This is a genomic window from Phenylobacterium sp. (genome assembly GCF_044371015.1).
Classification (GTDB): Bacteria; Pseudomonadota; Alphaproteobacteria; order Caulobacterales; family Caulobacteraceae; genus Phenylobacterium.
In genome coordinates, this window is record NZ_JBILUK010000044.1 from 1 (window position 1) to 17,577 (window position 17,577).

Sequence of the window (17,577 nt, forward strand, 5' to 3'; positions counted from 1 at the left end):
AGGACCATCCTCCCCCAACGGGGGAGGGGAACCACGCGCAGCGTGGTGGAGGGGGAACGGGGGTGGAGGGGGGAAAGGGGGTGGAGGGAGGAGCGCGGGTTGCGGGGATACTCAGCCGCCGGGCACGCGTCGGAAGTCCAGCGCCCAGACCCGCCCGCTGGAGAGCCGGACGCCCGTCACCGCGCCGTCGGGCCCGCGCAGCAGGCGCGCCAGCACCCCGTCGGCGAACCAGGCGTCGGCGTAGAGGGGCTGGAGCACCATCGGCGCGCTCGGCCGGTCGGCCGGGGTGAGCACCAGCCGACCCTCGCGCCCGGCGGCGAAGAGCACCGCGCCCGCCTCCGGGCTGGAATAGGCGCCGACCACGCCGTCCGGCAGCGGCGCCGTCGGATCGGCCGGGGCCCTGCGCGCCAGGGTGACGGACTCGCCATCCGGACCCCGCCGCTCGACCTGGTTGGCGGTGAACAGGAAGTCGGCGTCCGGACCGCGATAGCGGCCTTCGCCGACCCGGCGGAGCGCCGACCCGCCGCGGACGCCGATCGTGCGGTCATCGGCGGCGATCTGCACGACCTGGCCGGTGCGATCCTCCACATAGACGCCGGGCAGGGCGGCGAGGTCCTTGGCCGGGGTGGCCGACGCGGCCTCCGGCGGCGCGGGCGGCGCCCCCAGGGCCTCGGCCACGCGGCGGCCGATCTGCACCGGATTGGCGTCGCCGCGGTTGCACAGCAGAGCCACAGAGAGCCCCTGGTCCGGATAGCGCGCCAGCCAGGCGCGGTAGGCGGCCGTGGCGCCGGAGTGGGAGATCTCGGTCCAGCCGCGCCAGGTGTTGGTCACCAGCCCCCGGCCATAGGCGATGCGCCGCCCGCCGGCCACGGTCGGCCGCTCGCGCAGGGCCGCGTCGAACCCCTCGCCCAGCCGGCCTTCGGTCAGGGCCGCGTTCCAGATCAGGAGATCGCCCACCGTGGTGAGCAGCCCGCCATGGCCGTAGGTGTTCTCGAAGGGCATCTCCTGGACGAAGCCGTTGGGGCTCGCGGCATAGGCCGTGGCGCGTCCGGGCGTGATGCGGCGGAACTGGTCGCGCCAACTGGTGCGGGTCATGCCCAGCGGCTTGAACAGGCGCGCCTCGGTGAACGCCGCCAGGCTCTGGCCGCTGACCCGCTGGACGATCCAGGCGGCCAGATTGTAGCCGCTGTTGGTGTAGGAGTAGGCCTCGCCGGGCGCAGAGTTGAGCGACCTCTGCCGGGTCGAGATCTGCAGCGTCTCGGCCAGGGTGTAGACCCGGTGGGTGCGGGGCCAGCCCGCCAGCGCCATCACCTCGCCCCAGTCGCGCAGGCCGCCGGTGTGGGACAGCAGCATGTCGACGGTGACCGGCGCGCCGTAGTCCGGCATCTCCGGCAGGTGTTTGCGGATGTCGTCGGAGAGCGAGAGCTTGCCCTCCTGCGCCAGGATCAGGATCGCCGCGGCGGTGAACTGCTTGGAGACCGACCCGGCCTCGAAGATCGTGTCGGGCGTGATCGGAACCGCATGCTCCATCTCCGCCCGGCCCCAGGCGCGGAACTCCGGCGCCGCCTCGCCCCGCCGCCAGCCCACGGCGCAGCCGGGGGTGTCGGGCCTGATGGTCTGGAACACGCCGTCGACGGTGAGCGGGGCCTGCGCAGGTTGCGCCTGGGCCGAAGTCGCGAGCGCCGCAAACGCCCCAATCACCGCCCAACGCATCCGACCGCCTCCCAGGTTTGGGGCGAGGCTATCGGCGGGGCGCCGGCAAGGGAAGTCGGGGGCCCGTGTCCCGCCCGCTCAGATCGCGCCGAAGCACCAGGCCAGGATCGACTTCTGGGCGTGGATGCGGTTTTCGGCCTCGTCCCAGATCAGGCTCTGAGGTCCGTCGATCACCGCGTCGGTGACTTCCTCGCCCCGGTGGGCCGGCAGGCAGTGGAGGAAGACGGCGTCGGAGGCGGCCTCGGACATCAGGCGCTCATCCACCTGATAGGGCTCCAGAGCCTCCAGCCGCTCGTCGTGGTCGGTGTCGCCCATCGAGACCCAGGTGTCGGTGATCACGCAGTCGGCGCCGCGCACCGCCTCTCGCGGATCGTGCGTGGTCATCACCTGGCCCTGCAGCTCAGCCGCGCGGGCCAGGTCCATCATGTCCGGGTGGTAGACGGCGGGCGTGGCGATGTTGAGCTTGAAGCCGAGCTTCGGCGCCGCCTGGATGAACGACGAGCAGACGTTGTTGCCGTCGCCGACCCAGGCCAGGGTGCGCCCGGTGACCGGGCCGCGATGCTCCTCGAAGGTCATCAGGTCGGCGATGATCTGGCAGGGGTGGCCACGATCTGACAGGCCGTTGATCACCGGCACGCCGGACCAGTGAGCCAGGCGCTCCACATCGTCGTGCGCGTTGGCGCGGATCATCACCGCATCGACCATGCGGGACAGCACCCGGGCGGTGTCCTCGATGGTCTCGCCCCGGCCCAGCTGCATGTCGGCGGCGGTGGAGATGATCACGTCGCCGCCCAGCTGGCGCATGGCCGCGTCGAACGAGAACCGGGTCCGCGTCGAGTTCTTCTGGAAGATCATCGCCAGGGTGCGGTCCACGCCCGGCCGGTCGGCGTCGGGCCGGCCCTGGGGCCAGCCCTTGCGCGCCGCCTTGCGGGCCTTCGCGTCCTCGAGGATGGCGCGGATCGTCGCGCCGTCCAGCCGGTGCAGATCGAGGAAGTGTCGGGGCGCGCCCGCGCTCATGCCACGAGCGCCTGGGCCTTGGCCCGGGCCGCCTCGCAGGCGCGCTCCAGCGCAGACACCGCCTCCCGCGCCTCATCCAGGGTCAGATTGAGCGGCGGCAGCAGGCGCACGCAGTTGTCGCCGCCGCCGGCGATCAGCAGGTGCTGGTCGCGGGCGTGCTGCATGAACTCGCGGTTGGGCGTGGCGAGCTTGACGCCGATCAGCAGGCCCTTGCCGCGGATATCCACCACCACGTCAGGGAAGCGATCCTTCAGGCCCGAGATCTGCTGTGTGAAGTACCCCGCGACGGCGCGGACATTGTCCATCAGCTCCGGCTTGACCAGCTCTTCCATCGCCGCGAGGCCCACGGCCATGGCCAGCGGATTGCCGCCATAGGTCGAGCCGTGGCTGCCGGGCTTCATGCCCTCCGCCGCCTCGACCGTGGCCAGGCAGGCGCCGACCGGGAAGCCGCCGCCCAGCGCCTTGGCCACCGCCATGATGTCGGGCTCGGCGCCCTCGGCCCATTCATGGGCGAAGAGCTTGCCGGTGCGCCCCAGGCCGCACTGGATCTCGTCATAGATCAGCAGCACGCCGGTCTCGTCGCAGAGCTGGCGCAGGCCCTTGAGGCACTGGTCCGGCACGGCGCGCGCGCCGCCCTCGCCCTGCACGGGCTCGATCAGGATCGCCGCCGTGGTCGGGCCGATCGCGGCCTTCAGCGCCTCGTGATCGCCCCAGGGAACCTGCACGAAGCCGGGAAGCTTCGGTCCGAAGCCCTCCAGATAGCTCTCGTTGCCGCTGGCGTTGACCGCCGCGATCGTGCGGCCGTGGAACGAGCCGTCGAACCCGATGATGTCGATCCGCTCGGGATTGCCCCTCGCCCAGTGATACTTGCGCGCGGTCTTGATCGCGCACTCGATCGCCTCGGTCCCCGAGTTGGTGAAGAACACCACATCGGCGAAGGTGTGATCGGTCAGCATCCGCGCCAGCTTCTCCTGGCCCGGGATCGTGAAGATGTTGGAGGTGTGCCAGAGCTTCTCGGCCTGGTCCTTCACCGCCTGCACCAGCTTGGGATGCGAGTGGCCCAGCGCGTTCACCGCGATGCCGGCCATGCAGTCCAGATAGGCCTCGCCGTCGGCGGTGTAGAGACGCGCGCCCTCGCCTCGCTCGAACGCCAGCGGCGTACGCGCGTAGACACCCATGATGTGATCACTGGGAACGGGCGGCGAGGTCGTCTCGGCCACGGCAGGGCCCTCCTGAAACGGAAGCGTCCCCGGCGCGGCGCGACGGGGACCGGAAGGCTTGGCGTTGTCGGGATTTGCCGTGACGGTGTCAACCGTAGCTCAGTTTGGGGGAACCCATCTCGCCCATTAGGCGAATCCGTTTGCCGATGGCCCGCCAGATGCTTGACTCGCTCCGACACGGATCAAACGTCCCGCAATGGGACGATCAATTGAAGTCGATATGAAGCTCTCAAGACTTCTCTGCGGCGCACTCGCGGCCAGCGCGCTCGCACTCACGGCCGCGCCAGCGAACGCCTACATCTTCGGCTATTCGTTTGGCTCATCCGGCAACGTCGTGCTCAAACTGGATGGTACGACGCTTGTAGAGGCCGTCGACCAAGGCTGGTACAGCCTCAACACTGGACATGATCCCGGCAACGACAATTACTATGCGGGGAGCGCAAATGATCCCGCACCAGACACAGTCGGCGCGGACTTGAACAATTTCTTCGTGTTCGACCTGTCCAATCTCCAAGGCGCTTTTAGTACGGCCAGCTTGATACTTTATAGTCACACCGTCAGTGGTCCTCACTCATACGAACTGTTTGACTACGGCGGTGACATAGACGATCTGCTTAATGGAACAGACGCCAACGCCCACAACGACCTGCAGACCGGCGCAAGCTACGGCCTGTTCACCTATAGCTCTGGTGACACCAACACCTTCCGTGAACTCTCCCTTGGCGGACCTGCCTTGGCCGACATCAACGCCGCCGTAGGGACGCGTTTCGCGTTCGGCGGCTCGGCCGAGTACACGGGCGCAGTGGTTCCCGAGCCCTCGACCTGGGCCATGATGATCCTAGGCTTCTTCGGCCTCGGCGGCGCGCTCCGCGCGCGTCGCCACCAGGTGGTCTCGGCCTTCAGCGCCTGATCGACGACCATCAGTCCTGAGTACCGATCGCCGTCGCCCGCAGGGGCGGCGGCGTTTGGCGTTTCGGGGAACGCCCTCAGCTCTTGATCTTGTAGCCCACGTCAAACATCCGCAGGCACACCCAGCCGAGGCCCAGCACAAGCACCGCAGTCATCGCCGCGCCGATCGCAAGGTTGCTCTCGGCCTGCCCTAGGAAGCCATATCGGAACCCGTCGATCAGATAGAAGAACGGGTTGTAGTGAGAGAGGGTCTGGAACGGCTCCGGCAGCCGCTCGACCAGGTAGAAGGTGCCCGAAAGGAACGTCATCGGCATGATGACGAAGTTGGTCACCGCCGCCATGTGGTCGAACTTCTCGCTCCAGAGGCCGGCCATGATGCCCAGGAACGCCATGATCAGCGCTGCACCGATCCCGAAGTAGAGGATCGCCCAGGGCTGGGCGATCGGCAGGCTGGCGAAGGGCAGGATGGCGGCCAGACTGACCACGCCGACCAGGATGCCCCGCGTCGCCGCGCCCGCACCGAAGCCCGCCACGTGTTCGGCCGGGGTCAGGGGCGGTGTCAGGAAATCGCCCATCAGCCCATTGAACTTGGACTGCAGAAGCGAGGAAGACGAATTGGCGAAGGCGTTGCCGAGGATCTGCATCATGATCAAGCCCGGGGCCACGAAGGTTCCGTAGGCTACGCCATGCACTTCCTTGACGCCGCCGACGGCGACGACGAACACCAGCATGTAGAGTAGCGCCGTCACCACCGGGGCGGCCAGGGTCTGCATCCCCACCTTCAGGAACCGCCGCACTTCACGCTGGTAGAGCGTCGAAAGGCCGGCCCAGTTCACCCTGGGGTAGGCGCGCGGCTGAGGGGGAAGGATGGGCGACGACGTGTCCGGCAGGTCTCTCATGGCGGAGATGTGCGCCCAGCAGGCGCCGGGCGCAAGATCGCCTGCGCGGGACGCAACATCTAGTTCCTGTGGATGAGCGCAGGGGCGCCTATTGTGGGCGTTAGGGAGTTGTTTACTACTGATGGTGGCTGGTGGGCGGCGGGAACGCAGGTCGCCACAACATATTGATCCCGGCGGGCGCTGGATCGTGGGGCAGGAGGCGGACATGGGCTGGACCGACGAGCGGGTCGAACTCCTCAAGAAGCTCTGGCAGGATGGGCTTTCCGCCAGCCAGATCGCGAAACAGCTGGGCGGGGTCACCCGCAACGCGGTGATCGGCAAGGTGCACCGCCTGGGCCTTTCGGGCCGGGCCACGCCTTCCAAGCCCCAGCGCACGGTGTTCAAGGCGCCGCGTCCCGCAAGGCCGGTCGCCGCGGCGCCCTCGGCCCCGCGCCGCATCGCAGAACCCGTATCGGCGACGAGCCTGGCCCCGGTTCCCCGGCCGCAGATCAATGAGGCGCCCGGCACCGCCACGGTGCTGACGCTCGGCGCTCACATGTGCAAGTGGCCGATCGGCGATCCTGCGCTCGACAGCTTCACCTTCTGTGGCCGCCGCTCGGAAGAGACCGGCCCCTACTGCCACGAGCACGCCATGGTGGCCTACCAGCCCGCCCAGTCGAAGAAGAAATCCAGCGCCTCAGAGCTTGCCCGGAGCCTGCGCCGCTACATCTGAGATCCGCGCAGCGCGCGGGCCTGATCCGTTGGGGATGGGCGGCGCGTCCGGAGGCAGGAGCCGCAAGGTCTCGGCCCCCAGGCGCGCCGCTTTCCGCTAGCGGCCAGACCCGTCTTGCGTGCTAGCCTCCGCCGCATGACCGACGCTGAAGCCGTCACCACCGAGGAACCCGGCAACGCCCGCGCCTACTCGGTTTCCGAGCTGGCCTTCGCGCTCAAGCGGACGCTGGAGGACGCTTATGGCTTCGTTCGGCTGCGGGGCGAGCTTTCCAAGGTCACCCACCACTCAAACGGCCATGTCTATCTCACGCTGAAGGACGAGCGCGCCGCAATCGACGGCGTCGTCTGGAAGGGCCAGGTGAGGAACCTTCAGATCCGGCCTGAGCAGGGGCTGGAGGTGATTGTTACAGGCAAGATCACGACCTATCCGCAGGGTTCGCGCTACCAGATCGTCATCGAGACCCTGGAGCCCGCTGGCGTCGGCGCCCTTCTGGCCCAGCTGGAGCGTCTGAAGGCCCGGCTGCGGCCCGCAAGCAGCCTCTGCCCACCATGCTCGCCGTGGTCGGCGTGGTCACCAGCCCGACCGGTGCGGTGATCCGCGACATCCTGCACCGTATCCGCGATCGCTGGCCCTGCCGCGTCGTGGTCTGGCCGGTGGTGGTGCAGGGCGATGCGGCAGCCGGCCAGGTGGCGGGCGCCATCCGGGGCTTCGCGGCGCTGGAAGCGGGCGGCGCGATCCCAAGGCCCGACGTGATCATCGTCGCGCGAGGTGGCGGTTCGGTGGAGGATCTCTGGGCGTTCAACGACGAGGCCCTGGCCCGCGCGGTCGCCGGCTGCCCCATCCCGCTGATCAGCGCCGTGGGCCATGAGACCGACACCACCTTGATCGACTTCGTCTCCGACCGTCGGTCGCCGACGCCGACGGCGGCGGTGGAGATGGCCACGCCGGTGCTGGCCGACCTCAGGGCGCAGCTCTCCGACCTCGACGCTCGACTGCATCGCGCCGGCGGGCGACTGGTGGAGGATCGACGGGCGCGGATCCTTGCCGCCGAACGGTCCCTGCGCCGCACCCCCGACCTTCTGCGGCTGGCGGAGCAGCGGTTCGATCTGGTCGCGGGGCGCCTGGCGGCCGGCCTGGCCCGCAATCTAGCGATCCACGAGCGCGCCCTGGCCGGGGTCGCCTCGCGGGTGACGCCTCTGCTGCTTCAGCGACCCATCGGCGTGCAGCGGGACCGACTGGCGGCCGTCGCAGCGCGCCTGGAGCCCGCCGCGCGGCGGCGCCTGGAGCGGTCTGCCGATCGCTTGGCCGCGCTCTCGCGCCTGCATGCCGCGGCCGACCCGGATCGCCCCCTGGCGCTGGGCTTTGCGCGGGTCTCGACGTCGGACGGGGATCTGGTCCGCGCGGGCGCCAAACTCAGTGTCGGCCAGGCGGTGGACATAACCTTCGCCGACCGAGCCACACGCCGCGCCGTGATCGACGGCGGGGCTGCGCCCGGCGTCCGCCCGAAATCCCGCCCCACCCCGCCGTCGCAGGGCGATCTGTTCTGACGGCGAGGCGCGCGCTACAAGGGCGCTCATGAACGCACACGACCGGGACCTGGGCGGATCCGAACTCGCCCGCCTGCACTATGGCGATGCCGACTATGCGGTGCTGCGCCCGGGCCGCTATGTGCAGTGCGCCGTCACGGGGGCGAAGATTCCTCTGGAGCATCTGCGCTACTGGAGCGCCGAACTCCAGGAAGCCTATGCCGGGCCCCCCGAGGCGACCAAGCGCTGGCTGGAGACCCATCCCAAGGGGTGAGGTTCAGTCTTCCCGATAGACCTCCCCCGGCCAGCGGCGGTGGACCCAGAACCATTCCTCTGGCCGCGCCCGCACGCGCTCTTCGATGAAGTTGTTGATGCGCCGGACGCCGGCGGCGACGTCTGCATCACGGTCGCCAGTGTCTTCCAGCTGGATTGGCTGGTGTACGATCACCCGAAACCGTGCGCCGGGCCCAATCCGCTCGACGCTCATTGGCTGCAACGGAATGCCGAAGCGCAGCGCGAAGGTCGCCGGCCCGGGCGCGGTGTGGGCCATGACGCCGAACAAGGGCGCAGCGACGCCGCCGTTGAACTTTTGATCGTTCATCAAGGCGACCGACTCTCCTCGCTCTAGCCCCCGCATCAGCTCGCGCGCGCCCTCCAGTCCCTTGGGGGCGAAGAGGCGCACTCCATAGCGGAACCGGTTGGCCCGCACCTTGGCATCGACGATCGGGTTGTTCATCGCCCGATAGGTGATCTGGCAGGGGGCGCCGGCGCGCACGATGGCGGCTGGCATCAGCTCGAAGCTGGAGAAGTGGCCGGAAACGAAAACCACCGGGCCGGCTCCCGCCGCGATCTCTGCGAGCCGTTCAGCACCTTCGATTTCGATCCGAGATGGGTCGGCGGCGATCCGGTCGAGGATCGGAAATTCCGCCATCACCCGACCAAACTCCCGCCACTGAGCGGACAGAAGGCGCTTGACCTCGGCCTCGTCCGCGTCTGGGAAAGCGATCCGCAGATTCTTGGCCGCGACTTGGTGCGCAGAGGTTAATGGACCCAGTGCGGCAAAACATCGCGCCCCAAAATTCGAAACAATATCAATGGGAAATAGGCGCGCTAGGGTAACTGCGACATCAAAGCCCATGGCTTCAAGCATCCAAAGCCATTTCACGGCGTATGACTGATTAGGCGCGGCCATCAAGCTTCCTAAGCGCGGTGACCGGCCTTTCGCAATGGAGGCAACTGGCGTGGCAATTGCGATGGCTCAACTCGCACGTCCCGAACCGGGACAAAGGGAAGTCATGGTCGGGGATTCCATGGACGAGATCGACACCCACCTGGGCCGCCGCCTCCGCCGCCGCCGCCGCCTGCTGGGCCTGACCCAACAGGAACTGGCGCACGCTTGCGGCGTGCGTTTTCAACAGATCCAAAAATATGAGTGCGCAGCCAACCGCATGTCGGCCGCACGTCTTTGGCAACTGGCTGAAGTGCTGGAAGTACCCGTCAGCTACTTCTACGAAGGCCTGATCCGCGACGAGCGCGAAGGCCTCGACTGCGAGGCGTCGTCCTCCAACGACACCATGGCCAGTAAGGAAACCCAGGACCTGATCCACGCCTACTACCAGCTTGGTGAACGCCCGCGTCGGCGTCTGCTGGACCTGGCCAAGGCCATGAACGGCGAGATCGAGGCTTAAGCTCGAGCCCCGACCGGGCTATCCAATAAGGTCATGCGACCTGACCTGACGGCCCTGGAGCCCTTTCTGCTTGAACTCAACGCCGCAGCGGCCGGAGCGATCCTGCCGCTGTTTCGCGGCGACCACGGCCTCACCAACAAACTGGCTCAGAGCTTTGACCCGGTCACCGAGGCGGACCGGGGCGCCGAGCGCGCCATTCGTACGCTGATCGCCGCGCGTTATCCCGACCACGGCGTAATCGGCGAGGAGTACGGCGAAGACCGACCAAACGCCGAGTGGGTCTGGGTGCTGGATCCGGTGGACGGCACGCGGGCTTTCATTGCCGGCCTGCCGCTTTGGTGCGTGCTGATCGGACTACGGCATGAGGGGCGTCCCGTACTTGGCTCGATCGCTCAACCCTTCCTGGACGAAATCTATCTGGGTCAGGCGGGCGGCAGCCGACTGATACGCCAAGGCGCTTCCCGGCCCCTGCGGGCACGCGCCTGCCCGGCGCTTTCCGGCGCGCTCATCGCCACCACAGATCCGGAGACCTGTTTCACCCCGCCAGAACTCGCAGCCTGGCGCCAGGTGCGATCGGCCGCCCGGCTCGCGCGCCTGGGCTGTGACGCCTATGCCTATGCCATGGTGGCGGCGGGCACGATGGACCTGGTCATCGAGGCCGGCCTCAAGGCTTGGGACATTGACGCCGCGATCCCGGTGGTCGAGGGCGCCGGGGGGCTGGTAACAGACTGGCGAGGCGGGCCAGTAGGGCCGTCCGGCGGCCAAATCGCCATCGCCGGCGACCGGGCGTGTCTTGACGCCGCCCTGGAGGCGCTCCGACCGGCGGCAGTCTGACTTGGATCAGGCTTTGGGCTTGGCCGTTTTTGGCCCTGGCGCGGTCTTCGGCTTAGCCGCCAACTTCACGGCGGCCTTGGGCGCCGCTGCAGCTTTTGTGGCCGCTTTAGCCTTGGTGGGCGGCTTGGCCTGAGCCTTTGGCGCAGGCTTGGCCGAACCCGGCTTGGAATCCTTCGGCGCCGCTGCTGACTTTGCCTTGGCCAAGGGTTTCGCCGCACCCTTCTGGTTGGCGGCCACCTTGGGTTTCGTCGGGCCCTTGGCCGGAGCGGCCTTCGCTGGAGCCGACTTGGTCTCGGCAGGCGTCTTTTTCGGCTTCGCGGCGGGCTTGGGCTTCAGTGTCGCCTTGGCGGTTGCGGGCGCCTTCGGCTTGGTCGGCGCCGGAGCAGGGGCAGCTTCGACAATGGCGGCCGCCGAAGGCGCCGGTTCAGGCGCGGCGGTCGGCGCGGTGGACGTGGGGGCTGTCTTGCCGGTCAGCGCATCGAATACGCGCAGGAAGATGTTCCGCATGTCGTCGGTCTCCATCAGGATTTCGTGATAGGCGCCGGAGACCTCAGTGAAGCCTCCGTTTGGAAGGTTTCGGGCCACGTACGCCTGGGCCGCATTGTCCACCAGCGCATCTTCTGCGGCCGAGACGATCTCGACCGGAACGGTCACCCGGGACAGGCGATGGGGTTGCGCCAGCCGCGAGGTCGCCTGTATGGCGAAGTCCAGCCAACCATAGGTCGGCGCGCCAAGCGCCAGCGCCGGCTCGGTCCGGACCTGCGCGCGATAGCGGGCGAAGCGGGCGGTGTCGTGAGTCAGCGCGTTGCCTTCGAACGTGTCATCATAGGGCGCGCCCGGCTGGCCGAGCACAAAACGGTCCGCCCGACCGATGGCCTGGTTGAACGTGGTGAGAGCGCGCGCCGCCAGAGGGTGAAACTTGCCGGTCTGAAGGCCCAGCATGGGCGCGCAGAGCACTGCGCCGGCGACCCGCGTCTCGCCTTCAACCAGCGCCAGCAGCGTCAGGCACCCCCCCATCGAATGACCCACGGCAATCCACGGCTTGGGCAAGCGGTCTTCGAAGGCGTCGAGCAGTTGTCGGTAGTCGTCCAGGAACGGCCGCCAGCCGTTGGCATGCCCCTTCAAGGGATCCGGGAGCTCGCGACCTGATAGGCCCTGCCCGCGCCAATCGTGGGCGAGCACGGCAAACCCGCGCCTACGGAAATCGGCGATGGTCTCAAAGTACTTCTCAATCGGCTCGGTCCGGCCGCCGGACAGCACGACCGACCCGCGCGGCGCTGCCGTCGTCGCCGGAAAAAGGGCCGCGCGCAGCTTGAGGCCATCAGCCGCCGTGATCCACCTGGGCTCGGCGTCTGGCGGGACCGGATCGCCCGGCGTGTCAATCAGTCGCGCGAAGTCGCCGTTCATGGCACGACCGACCGTTCGAAGAGTGCCTGAATGCCGGTCTTGAGGCTGAGAGCGAGACTCATGTCGGACAATTTCATGCGGCCGGTCATCATGGCGCGAACGGGGTCGAGTTCGCCCTTGCCCATCCGCTCAAGATCCGCACGGGTGACGCTGACCACCAGATCGGCAGGGCCATCGTCGTTGCTGACCCTTTGGCCATCGAGCCGGATCAGGCCCTCGCCTCGAAGGTCAAGCTTGACCGACCGGCCCAGCGGCGGCCCAGAAGCCGCCGCGCGCCGAATTCGCTCGGTCAGTTCGTCCAGCGTGGCCATGCCCCTCGCCTGTGACGTGCGACTCGGAAAGACCGAGCTTCGCCCCACGGGAAGTGGCTGTAAACCGTCAGGCCTTAGGCTTCACGAACCGCAGGGTCATGCGGTCGCTCTCGCCGATGGCGTCATACTTGGTGCGGTCGAAGTCGGGGTTCGACGGCTGGCCGAGCGGAGCGGTGCGGCGGATCGGCGGCAGGGTCCAAACGCCGAAGGGATGGTCCTTGGTGTCCTTGGCGTTGGCGTTGATTTCCGAGCGGGCCGCTAGCTTAAAGCCAGCCTTTTCGACTGCGGCGATCACCGCGGCCTCGGACATATAGCCGTTGGAGTAACCCGGAAGGTCGGGCTTTGGGTCGGAACGGTGCTCCTCGACAGCAAATACCCCACCGGGCTTCAGGACGGAGAAAGAATCCTTCAGAACACGATCTAGGAACGCCGGATTCGGCGCCCAGTTATGCAGGTTTCGGGCGGTGATGACCATGTCGGCGGATCCCGGCGCACCGAGCGGGCCCGAAACCGGGCCGAATCCCACATAGGTGATCTTGCCGAACTTCTCGGTGTCGGCGTAGCGCGCCTCGAAATCGGCGCGGCCCTTCTTCGCGGCCTCCGAAAGGTTCGGATTGGCGAGGTCAGCTGCGGTGGCCACGTAGGTGCCCCCAGTGGCCTTGGCATAGGGCGCCAGGATCTCGGTCCAGTAGCCGGAGCCAGGCGACAGTTCGATCACGGTCTGATTGGGCTTGAGGCCCCAGAAGGTCAGCGTCTCGGCTGGGCGGCGGGCCGGATCGCGGGCCTTGTGCGCCTCGCCACGTTGCGAACCGGCAACCGCAGCGGCGAGTTTGGCGTCGGCGGCGAAGGCCGGGGCGGCGGGCGCGGCGATCATGAGCGCAAGCGCGGCGGCGGTGGCGAAACGGAGCATCGGGGGGATCTGTCTCCAGAGCTGAATTGATCGGCTTAAGGTAGGCGCCGAACCTTCGTTTGGTAAGGGCTTGATCCTCACGAGTCGCCACCTAACTCTTGCTCAGCGGCGCCGGATGTCTGGGCCGTCTGGATCATGGCGGGGCCGAATGCGGACCGTCGGATCCATCACGAACCGCAACCTTGCTTTGAAAGAAGGATGTGACCTGATGCGTACGATCGACTTTTCGCCCCTCTATCGCTCCGTCGTGGGCTTTGACCGGATGGCCTCGCTGCTCGAGACCGCAGCCGCCGACTCCGGCGCTGGCTATCCCCCTTACAATATCGAGCGCACCGACGAGAACGCCTACCGCATCGATGTGGCGGTCGCGGGCTTCCGGCCCGATGAACTAAACGTCGAGGTGAAGGAGAACCTGCTCACCGTCACCGGCCGCAAGGCCGCCAACGACGAGTCCCGCCGCTTCCTGCACCGGGGCTTGGCCGAGCGTGACTTCGAGCGCCGGTTCCAGCTGGCCGACTACGTGATCGTTACCGACGCCAACCTGGCCGACGGTCTGCTCTCCATCGCGCTCCGCCGCGAGCTGCCCGAGGCGCTGAAGCCCCGCACGGTTGCCATCACCAACGGCGCCTCGACGCTGATCGAAGCTCACAAGGCAGCGTAAGCCGCGCGCGCCGCCTATCGCCCGGCCGGGCGGTAGGCGGCGTACAGCGCATGGGCTTCTTCGGCCAGCAGGCCGGATTCCACCGCGATCCCAGCATTCCGCAGCCGCGCCGAACCGCGCCCATCCGCGAAAACCGAGGCGTCCGCGGCAGCGATCACGACTCGAGCTACCCGCGCCGCGACCAGTCGCTCCGAGCAGGACAACCCGCCGGAACTGCGTTCGCCACAGGGCTCCAGCGTGACAAAGACATCGGCGTCTCGGGCGTCGAGGCCCGACAGCGCAACCTCTTCGGCATGGGGCCGACCACCATCGCCGGTGGCGCCCTCGCCCACCACTTCGCCGCCCTTCACAATCACGCAGCCCACCGCGGGATTGTCGCCCGTGCGGCCCACCTGGGCGAGGGCCAGTGCGATGGCGCGGCGCATGTGTGTGGCGTCAGACATGCCGCCATGATGAAGGTCCGGACGCCGCCGGGGAAGGACCCGCCCGGTTCCCGACGGCCGTTCACCGACGGCGCACCCATTTTGACCGAACCGCGATAGACAACGGGCCGCGCGGCCCGGATGCTGCCGTTCCCTATCCTGGAACCGGAGCCGGCATGCGCAGGCTGATCAAAATTGCCCTGGCGACGCTGGTGGCGCTTCTGATCTGGACCGGAGTGTTTCTGGTCGGGACCCTCGAAGGGTGGTGGCGACAGCCGCTTGCGCCGCGCGGCGACACGCCCGCCTTCATGGCGGCCGCCACGCGGATGATCGAGGCGGGCAAGCCCGGAAACCTCGCCTTTCAGCTGATCGAGCGCGGACAGCCAGTGGACGGACGCTTCGTCTCGATCGGCCAGCCGGTGGATCGCGACACCCTCTTCCAGGTCGCCTCCATGGGCAAATGGGTCACGGCGCTGGGGGTTATGACCCTCGTGGAGGCGGGCCAGGTGGACCTGGACGCCCCCATCGAGACCTACCTGAAGCGCTGGAAGCTGCCGCCCAGCGACTTCGATCACCGCCAGGTCACGGTGCGCCGCGTCCTCAGCCACACCGCCGGCCTCACCGACGGACTGGGCTATGCGGGTTTCAGGCCCGGCGAACCCATACAGTCGCTGCCGGAGTCCCTCACCCGCGCCGCCGACGCCTCACCGGGTCGGGACGGCGTCGTGCGGGTCGGCGCATCTCCCGGCGAGGGTTGGGATTATTCCGGCGGCGGCTACACCATGCTGCAGCTGCTCATCGAGGACGTCACGGGCGAGACGTTCGACGCCTATATGCGGCGCGCGGTGATGTCGCCGCTCGGCATGTCGCGCTCGACGTTTGCGTTGCCCGAGGGCGGCGTTAACAACCTGGCGCCGTTCTATGACGTCGGTGGCAAGCCGGCGATCCACTACCGGTTCGCGGCCACCGCCGCAGCCTCGCTTTACACCAGCGTGGCCGACCTCACCCGGCTGATCCAGGCGCACCTGCCGGGGCCGAGCGGCGCCGCGCCCGGGCGCGGCGTCCTGCGCCCGCAGACCCTTGAGGAGATGCGCCGTCCTCATGCCCGGGAGCTGGGCGCCGACATCTGGGGGCTGGGCGTCATCCTCTATGCGCCCACAAAGGCCGGCGGCCACATCATCGGCCACGACGGCGACAACGAGCCGGCGATCAACACCGCAGCGCGATTTGATCCCGCGAGCGGAGACGGCATCGTGGTGCTGGAGACGGGCCACTCCTCACTGGCCACGCAGATCGCCGGCGAGTGGGTGTTCTGGCAGTCAGGCGAGGTCGACACCCTCGTCATCACCGCAGAGGCGCGTCAGACGCTCACGACCCTCGCCATCGGGTGTCTGGTGATCGTGCTCGCCGGAATTGCGGTCGGCCGGTGGACCCGACCGCGCCGAGCCCTTAGATCGGCGGAATAGCGGTGGCGCGGCTGCCGTCGAGATAGCGCGCTGCGATCGGCTTCAAGGCGGCGTCCAGCTCGATCACCAGCGGGTTCGAGGTCGGGATCTCGACGTGCACGATGTCGTCGTCCGACACGCCGAACAGCAGCTTGACGATGGCGCGAAGTGAGTTGCCGTGCGCCGCCACCAGCAGGGTCTCGCCGCGCTTCAGGCAGGGCGCGATCTCGGCGTCCCAATAGGGTTGCACACGGACAAGGGTGGTCTTCAGGCTTTCGGTTGAGGGCAGATCGAGGCCCGCGTAGCGCCGGTCCATCGAGAAATCGAACTCCCCGCCGGGAACCAGCGGCGGCGGCGGCACATCGTAGGAGCGGCGCCAGACCTTCACCTGATCCTCGCCGTGTTTGGCCGCCGTCTCGGCTTTGTTGAGGCCGGTCAGGCCGCCATAGTGCCGTTCATTGAGCCGCCAGTCCTTCACCTCAGGCACGAACGCCTGACCGGCCGCGCCGAGCGCCAACCAGGACGTGCGGATGGCGCGGGTGAGCACCGAGGTGAACACCCGATCGATGGCGATCCCGGCGGCCTTGATCAGCTCGCCGCCTTTGCGCGCCTCCGCCTCGCCCTGGGCGGTGAGGTCCACGTCCACCCAGCCAGTGAAGCGGTCTTCCAGGTTCCACTGGCTTTGGCCGTGGCGCAGCAGGATCAGGGTGGGCAAGGCATCGGGCTCCAGGTTAAGAGACGGGACCTCGGCTAGCGCGGGCGGCGCTTTAGGGGAAGCCGGTTTCGCAAGCCGTCGCCGCGGGCTAAGGAAGGCGGATGCTGGATCGCCTCTATCTGCCACTGTTGGCCTTGACTGCGGTCGCCGTGGTCGGGCTGGGGCTGGTCTGGCCGCAGGGGCTAGGCGACCGCTCGCCCGCCCCGTTCGGTCACGAACCGATTCAGCGGACGCCGGAGATGCAGGCCCGTATGCAGCGCCAGCACGAAGCCTCGATGCGCCGGGCCGAACAGGCGCGCGCGGCCTTGCGCAACATCCAAAACCAGGCCGTTGACGTCACACGATGAGCGGCGCTGATCCCTTGGCGGTCGGCCGCCGGGTGCTGCGCACCGAGGCTGAGGCGCTCGCCCGTCTGGCCGACGGGCTGGATCGGAGCTTCGTCTCCGCAGTCGATCTCCTGTTTGCCGCCAGCGGTCGCGTGGTGGCCACCGGCATCGGCAAGTCAGGCCACGTGGCGCGCAAGATCGCGGCCACGCTGGCGTCGACGGGCACGGCGGCGATCTTTGTCCATCCCGCCGAGGCCAGCCACGGTGATCTCGGAATGATCGGACCGGGCGACCTCATACTGGCGCTGTCCAAGACTGGCGAGACCCGCGAACTGGCCGACATTATCGCCCACGCCAAGCGCTTCGCCATTCCACTGGTGGCGATAACCGCCGCACCCGATAGCGCGCTCGGCCGCGCGGCCGAGGTGGTGCTCACCCTGCCCAATACGCCCGAGGCCGCCGACGCGCTGAACGCGCCGACCACTTCGACAACCTTGCAGATGGCGCTCGGCGATGCGCTGGCGGTTACGCTGCTGGAGCGGCGCGGGTTCAAGCCCAGCGACTTCGGAGCACTGCACCCCGGCGGCAAGCTAGGCGCCATGCTGCGCACGGTGGGCGACTTGATGCATGCCGACGACGAACTCCCGCTTGTTGGCCGCGATACGCCCATGCGCGAGGCGTTGCTGGTGATGAGCGAAAAGCGCTGGGGCATTGTCGGCGTCATCGACGATCACAGCCGCCTGATCGGCGCCATCACCGACGGCGACCTGCGCCGCCATATCGAGGGCCTGTTTGAGCATGTCGCTGGCGAGGTCATGACCCTCGGCCCCCGCAAGACCGCCCCGCCCACCATGCTGGCCGC

19 protein-coding genes and 1 pseudogene are annotated in these 17,577 nt (G+C 68.2%); 10 read left to right on the top strand and 10 right to left on the bottom strand.

Features of this window, described 5'->3' with window-relative positions; all coding sequences use genetic code 11:
* Positions 1 to 111: 111 nt before the first annotated feature.
* The 3 genes from ACIQ3R_RS05815 to ACIQ3R_RS05825 all read right to left on the bottom strand — a co-directional run bounded on the left by ACIQ3R_RS05815 (position 112) and on the right by ACIQ3R_RS05825 (position 3,908).
* Positions 112 to 1,713, bottom strand: a complete 1,602-nt coding sequence (locus ACIQ3R_RS05815) for a serine hydrolase domain-containing protein (RefSeq protein ID WP_397416149.1) — start codon at positions 1,711 to 1,713, stop codon at positions 112 to 114.
* A gap of 78 nt (positions 1,714 to 1,791) precedes the next feature.
* Complete coding sequence (gene argF, locus ACIQ3R_RS05820) at positions 1,792 to 2,730, bottom strand: ornithine carbamoyltransferase (RefSeq protein WP_397416152.1); 939 nt, start codon at positions 2,728 to 2,730, stop codon at positions 1,792 to 1,794.
* The gene (locus ACIQ3R_RS05825; protein WP_397416185.1) at positions 2,727 to 3,908 is read right to left on the bottom strand and encodes an aspartate aminotransferase family protein; all 1,182 of its coding nucleotides are present in this window, start codon (positions 3,906 to 3,908) and stop codon (positions 2,727 to 2,729) included. Before ACIQ3R_RS05825 ends, argF begins: the two co-directional genes overlap by 4 nt.
* A 262-nt stretch (positions 3,909 to 4,170) precedes the next feature.
* Between ACIQ3R_RS05825 and ACIQ3R_RS05830 the strand changes: the two genes are divergently transcribed.
* Complete coding sequence (locus tag ACIQ3R_RS05830) at positions 4,171 to 4,860, top strand: PEPxxWA-CTERM sorting domain-containing protein (protein ID WP_397416155.1); 690 nt, start codon at positions 4,171 to 4,173, stop codon at positions 4,858 to 4,860.
* Between the two features lie 76 nt (positions 4,861 to 4,936).
* Here the strand turns inward: ACIQ3R_RS05830 and ACIQ3R_RS05835 are convergent, their stop codons facing one another.
* Entirely contained in the window at positions 4,937 to 5,749 is an 813-nt protein-coding gene (locus ACIQ3R_RS05835) for an ABC transporter permease (protein ID WP_397416187.1), read from the bottom strand.
* Positions 5,750 to 5,963: 214 nt separating this feature from the next.
* Between ACIQ3R_RS05835 and ACIQ3R_RS05840 the strand changes: the two genes are divergently transcribed.
* The 3 genes and pseudogenes from ACIQ3R_RS05840 (at position 5,964) to ACIQ3R_RS05850 (ending at position 8,270) form a co-directional block, all read left to right on the top strand.
* The gene (locus tag ACIQ3R_RS05840; RefSeq protein WP_397416158.1) at positions 5,964 to 6,470 is read left to right on the top strand and encodes a GcrA family cell cycle regulator; all 507 of its coding nucleotides are present in this window, start codon (positions 5,964 to 5,966) and stop codon (positions 6,468 to 6,470) included.
* A 135-nt stretch (positions 6,471 to 6,605) separates the two neighbouring features.
* Positions 6,606 to 8,017, top strand: a pseudogene (gene xseA / locus ACIQ3R_RS05845) (exodeoxyribonuclease VII large subunit).
* 28 nt (positions 8,018 to 8,045) lie between these two features.
* Positions 8,046 to 8,270: a DUF2093 domain-containing protein gene (locus ACIQ3R_RS05850; protein WP_397416160.1), complete on the top strand. Its 225-nt coding sequence runs from the start codon at positions 8,046 to 8,048 to the stop codon at positions 8,268 to 8,270.
* A 3-nt stretch (positions 8,271 to 8,273) separates the two neighbouring features.
* Here ACIQ3R_RS05850 and ACIQ3R_RS05855 read toward each other — a convergent pair whose 3' ends face one another.
* Positions 8,274 to 9,188, bottom strand: coding sequence for a lysophospholipid acyltransferase family protein (locus ACIQ3R_RS05855; protein WP_397416189.1), 915 nt, complete (start codon positions 9,186 to 9,188; stop codon positions 8,274 to 8,276).
* A gap of 118 nt (positions 9,189 to 9,306) precedes the next feature.
* Here ACIQ3R_RS05855 and ACIQ3R_RS05860 point away from each other — a divergent pair, with 118 nt between their 5' ends.
* Together ACIQ3R_RS05860 and hisN are read left to right on the top strand one after the other, a co-directional pair.
* Positions 9,307 to 9,684, top strand: a complete 378-nt coding sequence (locus tag ACIQ3R_RS05860) for a helix-turn-helix domain-containing protein (RefSeq protein WP_397416162.1) — start codon at positions 9,307 to 9,309, stop codon at positions 9,682 to 9,684.
* Between the two features lie 33 nt (positions 9,685 to 9,717).
* The gene (gene hisN, locus ACIQ3R_RS05865; RefSeq protein ID WP_397416164.1) at positions 9,718 to 10,518 is read left to right on the top strand and encodes a histidinol-phosphatase; all 801 of its coding nucleotides are present in this window, start codon (positions 9,718 to 9,720) and stop codon (positions 10,516 to 10,518) included.
* 6 nt (positions 10,519 to 10,524) lie between these two features.
* On the opposite strand, the gene ACIQ3R_RS05870 is transcribed toward hisN, so the two are convergent.
* The 3 genes from ACIQ3R_RS05870 to ACIQ3R_RS05880 form a co-directional block, all read right to left on the bottom strand.
* Positions 10,525 to 11,925 carry an alpha/beta fold hydrolase gene (locus ACIQ3R_RS05870; protein ID WP_397416166.1) on the bottom strand — a complete coding sequence of 467 codons (1,401 nt, stop codon included), beginning with the start codon at positions 11,923 to 11,925 and terminating at the stop codon, positions 10,525 to 10,527.
* On the bottom strand, positions 11,922 to 12,236 hold the full coding sequence (locus ACIQ3R_RS05875) for an SCP2 sterol-binding domain-containing protein (protein WP_397416168.1): 315 nt from the start codon (positions 12,234 to 12,236) through the stop codon (positions 11,922 to 11,924). The genes ACIQ3R_RS05870 and ACIQ3R_RS05875 overlap by 4 nt, the downstream gene beginning before the upstream one ends.
* 67 nt (positions 12,237 to 12,303) lie before the next feature.
* On the bottom strand, positions 12,304 to 13,146 hold the full coding sequence (locus ACIQ3R_RS05880; protein ID WP_397416170.1) for a class I SAM-dependent methyltransferase: 843 nt from the start codon (positions 13,144 to 13,146) through the stop codon (positions 12,304 to 12,306).
* A 208-nt stretch (positions 13,147 to 13,354) separates the two neighbouring features.
* Here ACIQ3R_RS05880 and ACIQ3R_RS05885 point away from each other — a divergent pair, with 208 nt between their 5' ends.
* The gene (locus ACIQ3R_RS05885; RefSeq protein ID WP_397416172.1) at positions 13,355 to 13,807 is read left to right on the top strand and encodes an Hsp20 family protein; all 453 of its coding nucleotides are present in this window, start codon (positions 13,355 to 13,357) and stop codon (positions 13,805 to 13,807) included.
* Positions 13,808 to 13,821: 14 nt separating this feature from the next.
* On the opposite strand, the gene ACIQ3R_RS05890 is transcribed toward ACIQ3R_RS05885, so the two are convergent.
* The gene (locus ACIQ3R_RS05890) at positions 13,822 to 14,250 is read right to left on the bottom strand and encodes a bifunctional diaminohydroxyphosphoribosylaminopyrimidine deaminase/5-amino-6-(5-phosphoribosylamino)uracil reductase RibD (protein WP_397416174.1); all 429 of its coding nucleotides are present in this window, start codon (positions 14,248 to 14,250) and stop codon (positions 13,822 to 13,824) included.
* A 155-nt stretch (positions 14,251 to 14,405) separates the two neighbouring features.
* On the opposite strand from ACIQ3R_RS05890, the gene ACIQ3R_RS05895 reads away from it, so the two are divergent.
* Entirely contained in the window at positions 14,406 to 15,695 is a 1,290-nt protein-coding gene (locus ACIQ3R_RS05895) for a serine hydrolase domain-containing protein (RefSeq protein WP_397416176.1), read from the top strand.
* On the opposite strand, the gene gpmA is transcribed toward ACIQ3R_RS05895, so the two are convergent.
* Entirely contained in the window at positions 15,679 to 16,389 is a 711-nt protein-coding gene (gene gpmA, locus ACIQ3R_RS05900; RefSeq protein WP_397416178.1) for a 2,3-diphosphoglycerate-dependent phosphoglycerate mutase, read from the bottom strand. The two genes, ACIQ3R_RS05895 and gpmA, sit on opposite strands and share 17 nt — an antisense overlap.
* A 101-nt stretch (positions 16,390 to 16,490) precedes the next feature.
* On the opposite strand from gpmA, the gene ACIQ3R_RS05905 reads away from it, so the two are divergent.
* Positions 16,491 to 16,736: a hypothetical protein gene (locus ACIQ3R_RS05905; RefSeq protein ID WP_397416181.1), complete on the top strand. Its 246-nt coding sequence runs from the start codon at positions 16,491 to 16,493 to the stop codon at positions 16,734 to 16,736.
* The coding region (locus tag ACIQ3R_RS05910) for an SIS domain-containing protein (protein WP_397416183.1) at positions 16,733 to 17,577 on the top strand (845 nt) is incomplete at its 3' end. The genes ACIQ3R_RS05905 and ACIQ3R_RS05910, both read left to right, overlap by 4 nt.

Coding starts and splice junctions, on each gene's coding strand:
- ACIQ3R_RS05815 (WP_397416149.1), bottom strand. CDS start 1,713: ATGCGTTGGGCGGTGATTGGGGCGTTTGCGGCGCTCGCGACTTCGGCC.
- argF (WP_397416152.1), bottom strand. CDS start 2,730: ATGAGCGCGGGCGCGCCCCGACACTTCCTCGATCTGCACCGGCTGGAC.
- ACIQ3R_RS05825 (WP_397416185.1), bottom strand. CDS start 3,908: ATGGGTGTCTACGCGCGTACGCCGCTGGCGTTCGAGCGAGGCGAGGGC.
- ACIQ3R_RS05830 (WP_397416155.1), top strand. CDS start 4,171: ATGAAGCTCTCAAGACTTCTCTGCGGCGCACTCGCGGCCAGCGCGCTC.
- ACIQ3R_RS05840 (WP_397416158.1), top strand. CDS start 5,964: ATGGGCTGGACCGACGAGCGGGTCGAACTCCTCAAGAAGCTCTGGCAG.
- ACIQ3R_RS05850 (WP_397416160.1), top strand. CDS start 8,046: ATGAACGCACACGACCGGGACCTGGGCGGATCCGAACTCGCCCGCCTG.
- ACIQ3R_RS05855 (WP_397416189.1), bottom strand. CDS start 9,188: ATGGCCGCGCCTAATCAGTCATACGCCGTGAAATGGCTTTGGATGCTT.
- ACIQ3R_RS05860 (WP_397416162.1), top strand. CDS start 9,307: ATGGACGAGATCGACACCCACCTGGGCCGCCGCCTCCGCCGCCGCCGC.
- hisN (WP_397416164.1), top strand. CDS start 9,718: ATGCGACCTGACCTGACGGCCCTGGAGCCCTTTCTGCTTGAACTCAAC.
- ACIQ3R_RS05870 (WP_397416166.1), bottom strand. CDS start 11,925: ATGAACGGCGACTTCGCGCGACTGATTGACACGCCGGGCGATCCGGTC.
- ACIQ3R_RS05875 (WP_397416168.1), bottom strand. CDS start 12,236: ATGGCCACGCTGGACGAACTGACCGAGCGAATTCGGCGCGCGGCGGCT.
- ACIQ3R_RS05880 (WP_397416170.1), bottom strand. CDS start 13,146: ATGCTCCGTTTCGCCACCGCCGCCGCGCTTGCGCTCATGATCGCCGCG.
- ACIQ3R_RS05885 (WP_397416172.1), top strand. CDS start 13,355: ATGCGTACGATCGACTTTTCGCCCCTCTATCGCTCCGTCGTGGGCTTT.
- ACIQ3R_RS05890 (WP_397416174.1), bottom strand. CDS start 14,250: ATGTCTGACGCCACACACATGCGCCGCGCCATCGCACTGGCCCTCGCC.
- ACIQ3R_RS05895 (WP_397416176.1), top strand. CDS start 14,406: ATGCGCAGGCTGATCAAAATTGCCCTGGCGACGCTGGTGGCGCTTCTG.
- ACIQ3R_RS05905 (WP_397416181.1), top strand. CDS start 16,491: ATGCTGGATCGCCTCTATCTGCCACTGTTGGCCTTGACTGCGGTCGCC.